Annotated in this window: 5 protein-coding genes; all 5 read left to right on the top strand. The window is 74.9% G+C overall.

Features of this window, described 5'->3' with window-relative positions:
- Positions 1-123: 123 nt before the first annotated feature.
- On the top strand, positions 124-573 hold the full coding sequence (locus tag ACFWEG_RS28410) for a DUF2752 domain-containing protein (RefSeq protein WP_387220812.1): 450 nt from the start codon (positions 124-126) through the stop codon (positions 571-573).
- Positions 574-696: 123 nt separating this feature from the next.
- A complete protein-coding gene (trpC, locus tag ACFWEG_RS28405) occupies positions 697-1,506 on the top strand; it encodes an indole-3-glycerol phosphate synthase TrpC (protein ID WP_387220809.1) in 810 nt (269 codons plus the stop codon).
- A 97-nt stretch (positions 1,507-1,603) separates the two neighbouring features.
- Complete coding sequence (trpM, locus tag ACFWEG_RS28400) at positions 1,604-1,885, top strand: tryptophan biosynthesis modulator TrpM (protein ID WP_387220814.1); 282 nt, start codon at positions 1,604-1,606, stop codon at positions 1,883-1,885.
- Between the two features lie 277 nt (positions 1,886-2,162).
- Positions 2,163-3,449, top strand: coding sequence for a tryptophan synthase subunit beta (gene trpB, locus ACFWEG_RS28395; RefSeq protein ID WP_387220806.1), 1,287 nt, complete (start codon positions 2,163-2,165; stop codon positions 3,447-3,449).
- On the top strand, positions 3,446-4,261 hold the full coding sequence (gene trpA, locus ACFWEG_RS28390; protein ID WP_387220805.1) for a tryptophan synthase subunit alpha: 816 nt from the start codon (positions 3,446-3,448) through the stop codon (positions 4,259-4,261). Before trpB ends, trpA begins: the two co-directional genes overlap by 4 nt.
- The last annotated feature ends 29 nt before the right edge of the window (positions 4,262-4,290 follow it).

The raw sequence follows: 4,290 nt of genomic DNA, 5'->3' as shown, positions 1-4,290 counted from the left end.
GTCGCGCCCTTCCCGCGCGTCCCGCCGCCCTTCCCGCGCGTCCCGCCGCCCTTCCCGCGCGTCCCGCCGCCCTTCCGCGCGTCCCGGGGCCCCGTCGTCCGCGGGCCGGGGGAGAATGAACGGATGAGCGCACCGACGCCCCCGGCCACCGACGCGCGGCCCACCTCCGCGGCCCGCCGGCTCCTCCTCCCCGTCGCCGTCCTCGGGACCGTCACGGCCGCCTTCGCCTACGTCGGCGCCGTCGACCCCAACGAGCCGGGCCACTACCCGCCCTGCCCGCTGTACACGCTCACCGGGGTGCTCTGCCCGGGCTGCGGCGGGCTGCGCAGCGCCCACGCCTTCGCGCACGCCGACCTCGCCACCGCGCTCGGCGCGAACGCGGTCGCCGTGCTCGGCTACCTGGCGTTCGGGGCGCTGTGGGTGCTCTGGGCCGTCCGCAGCGCCCGGGGCGCGCAGGCCGCCCCGTTCCCCCGCCCCACTCCGAGGCCCGTCCAATGGTGGCTGCTCGGCACGCTGCTCCTCGCCTTCAGCGTGGTGCGGAACCTGCCCTTCGGCGCGTTCCTGCGCCCCTGACCGACCGCCCCCACCGGCGGGGATGTCCAGCCCGTGGGACCGGACGCCACCGGATGCGGTCGCGCGGGCCCGGTCCGGATACCATCACTGTGACGTTTCGATTACCAGGAAGGGGCCTGTCGCGTGACTGTGCTCGACGAGATCATCGACGGGGTACGCGCCGACCTGGCCGAGCGGCAGGCGCGCGTCAGCCTCGACGAGCTCAAGGAGCGCGCCGCGAAGGCGCCCCAGGCCAAGGACGGCGTCGCGGCGCTCAAGACCGACCGCGTCACCGTGATCTGCGAGGTAAAGCGGTCCAGCCCGTCCAAGGGCGCGCTCGCCGCGATCGCCGACCCGGCCGGACTCGCCGCCGACTACGAGGCGGGCGGCGCCGCCGTCATCTCCGTCCTGACCGAGCAGCGCCGCTTCGGCGGCTCGCTCGCCGACCTCGAGGCCGTCCGCGCCAAGGTCGACACGCCGCTGCTCCGCAAGGACTTCATCGTCACCTCCTACCAGCTGTGGGAGGCCCGCGCCTACGGCGCCGACCTCGCGCTCCTGATCGTCGCCGCCCTCGAGCAGGACGCCCTCGTCTCGCTGATCGAGCGCGCCCAGTCCATCGGCCTGACGCCGCTGGTCGAGGTGCACGACGAGGAGGAGGTCGAGCGGGCCGTCGACGCCGGCGCGAGGATCATCGGCGTCAACGCGCGCAACCTCAAGGACCTCAAGGTCGACCGCACCACCTTCGAGCGGGTCGCCCCGGAGATCCCCGACCACATCGTCAAGGTCGCCGAGTCCGGCATCCGCGGCCCCCACGACCTCATCGCGTACGCCAACGCGGGCGCCGACGCGGTCCTGGTCGGCGAGTCGCTGGTGACCGGCAAGGACCCGCGGGTCGCCGTCTCCGACCTGGTCGCCGCCGGCGCCCACCCGGCCCTGCGCCACGGACGGGGCTGAGGACCCGACCATGCCCATCGCCGCCCGAGGACCTGCCCGGCAGATCTGGCCCGCGTTCGGCGGACCTTGCCTCCGGCGTCGGGCTGAGCGGGGTCTGGTGCGTCGAGATGCAAGGCGGAGGAGGGAAGCGACGCGGAGCGTCGTCGACCGACGACAACGCCGCAGATCGGCGTGCCAGGCGTCGCGACCGCGGGCAAGATCTGCCGGGCAGGTCCTCGCCCCCGGCTGCCGCCCCCGCGGCTGCCGGGCTCCGGCGCGCCGGGTGCACGGGCGGCGGGTGCGGTACGTGATCGGCTCCGAGCCCGGTCAGGTCAACGGGATGCGATGGCGAAGGCTGCGCGCCGCGCGCAGCCGTCAGGGCGCGTCCGCCCGCCGCTAGCCCTTCGGGCCGGTGGCCGGATCCGCGGACCCGCCCGTCCCCGCACCGCCCCCGCGCGTCCGCGCGCGGAACCGGCGGCTCCGGGGCCCGCGACGGCGCGGCCCGCTCCGCACGCACACCGCCCGCCGCCGCGGGCCGGACGCGACCGGTCCACCCGACCGCCCGGCCCCCGCCGCGGCGGCCCGCGCCCGTGCGGTGCAGCGCAGCTCCCCGGCCGTCCAGCCCCCTTCCCGTGCCCGATCTCTGGGGCGCACGCCCCGACAAGGAGCATGTCGCGATGACGAGCGACTTCTTCGTTCCGGACCTCAGCGGTCCGACCCCCTCCGCCGAGGGCTACTTCGGCGACTTCGGCGGCAAGTTCATCCCCGAGGCGCTGGTCGCCGCGGTGGACGAGGTCGCCGTCGAGTACGACAAGGCCAGGTCCGACCCCGCCTTCGCCGCGGAGCTGGAGGACCTGCTGGTCAACTACACCGGCCGGCCCAGCGCGCTCACCGAGGTGCCCCGGTTCGCCGAGCACGCCGGCGGCGTGCGGATGTTCCTCAAGCGCGAGGACCTCAACCACACCGGCTCGCACAAGATCAACAACGTGCTCGGGCAGGCCCTCCTCACCAAGCGGATGGGCAAGACGCGGGTCATCGCCGAGACCGGCGCCGGCCAGCACGGCGTCGCCACCGCGACCGCCTGCGCGCTGTTCGGCCTGGAGTGCACCATCTACATGGGCGAGGTCGACACCGAGCGCCAGGCGCTCAACGTCGCCCGGATGCGGATGCTCGGCGCCGAGGTCGTCGCCGTGAAGTCCGGCTCGCGCACCCTCAAGGACGCGATCAACGAGGCGTTCCGCGACTGGGTCGCCAACGTGGACCGCACCCACTACCTCTTCGGCACCGTCGCCGGACCGCACCCGTTCCCCGCGATGGTCCGCGACTTCCACCGGGTGATCGGCGTCGAGGCCCGCCGCCAGCTCCTGGAGCGCGCCGGGCGGCTGCCCGACGCGGCCGTCGCCTGCGTCGGCGGCGGCTCCAACGCGATCGGCCTGTTCCACGCGTTCATCCCCGACGCCTCCGTCCGGCTGGTCGGCTGCGAGCCCGCCGGGCACGGCGTGGAGACCGGCGAGCACGCCGCGACCCTGACCGTCGGCGAGGCCGGCATCCTGCACGGCTCCCGGTCCTACGTCCTCCAGGACGACGAGGGCCAGATCACCGAGCCCTACTCGATCTCGGCGGGCCTGGACTACCCGGGCGTCGGCCCGGAGCACGCCCACCTCAAGGACATCGGGCGCGGCGAGTACCGCGCGGTCACCGACGCCGCGGCCATGGAGGCCCTGCGGCTGCTCTCGCGCACCGAAGGCATCATCCCGGCCATCGAGTCCGCGCACGCCCTCGCCGGCGCGCTCGACCTCGGCCGCGAGCTGGGCCCGGACGGGCTGATCGTGGTCAACCTGTCCGGCCGGGGCGACAAGGACATGGACACCGCGGCCCGGTACTTCGGGCTGTACGACAACACCGCAGACGTGGACGCCGCCGCGGACGTGGCCGTCGCCGAGGTCGAGAGGGACGTCAAGTGAGCGGGAACACGCAGCTGTTGAGCAACACGCTGGCCGCGGCGAAGGCCGAGGGCCGGGCCGCGCTGATCGCCTACCTGCCGGCCGGGTTCCCGACCGTCGACGGCGGCATCGCCGCGGTGAAGGCCGTCTGCGAGGGCGGTGCCGACGTCGTCGAGGTCGGCCTGCCGCACAGCGACCCGGTGCTGGACGGCCCGGTCATCCAGACCGCCGACGACATCGCCCTGAAGGGCGGCGTCCGGATCGCCGACGTGATGCGGACCGTGCGCGAGGCGCACGAGGCGACCGGCAAGCCGATCCTGGTCATGACGTACTGGAACCCGATCGACCGCTACGGCGTCGAGCGGTTCACCGCCGAGCTGGCCGAGGCGGGCGGCGCGGGCTGCATCCTGCCCGACCTGCCGGTGCAGGAGTCCGCGCTGTGGCGCGAGCACGCGGAGAAGCACGGGCTCGCGACCGTCTTCGTCGTCGCGCCCAGCAGCAAGGACGAGCGGCTTGCGACCATCACCGCGGCCGGTTCCGGCTTCGTCTACGCCGCCTCCCTGATGGGCGTCACCGGCACCCGGGCGTCGGTCGGCGCCCAGGCGGCCGACCTGGTGCGGCGCACCCGGGCCACCACCGAGCTGCCGGTCTGCGTCGGCCTCGGCGTCTCGGACGCGAAGCAGGCCGCCGAGGTGGCCGGGTTCGCCGACGGCGTGATCGTCGGCTCGGCGTTCGTGAAGGCGATGCTCGACGCGCCCGACGACGCGAGCGGCCTGGCCGCCGTACGGGAGCTGGCCGGGGAGCTGGCACGCGGAGTGCGGCGCGAGGCGTGAGCGCGGGCGGCCGTCACCCTGGTGACGGC

It is taken from the genome of Streptomyces sp. NPDC060194 (genome assembly GCF_042728285.1).
Taxonomy (GTDB): Bacteria; Actinomycetota; Actinomycetes; order Streptomycetales; family Streptomycetaceae; genus Streptomyces.
The sequence above is the reverse complement of the archived record's forward strand: the minus strand, read 5'-3'. Positions and strand labels throughout refer to the sequence as shown.

What these genes read in the sequence shown, in the direction of transcription:
- ACFWEG_RS28410 (WP_387220812.1), top strand. Translation starts at nt 124, where the DNA reads ATGAGCGCACCGACGCCCCCGGCCACCGACGCGCGGCCCACCTCCGCG.
- trpB (WP_387220806.1), top strand. Translation starts at nt 2,163, where the DNA reads ATGACGAGCGACTTCTTCGTTCCGGACCTCAGCGGTCCGACCCCCTCC.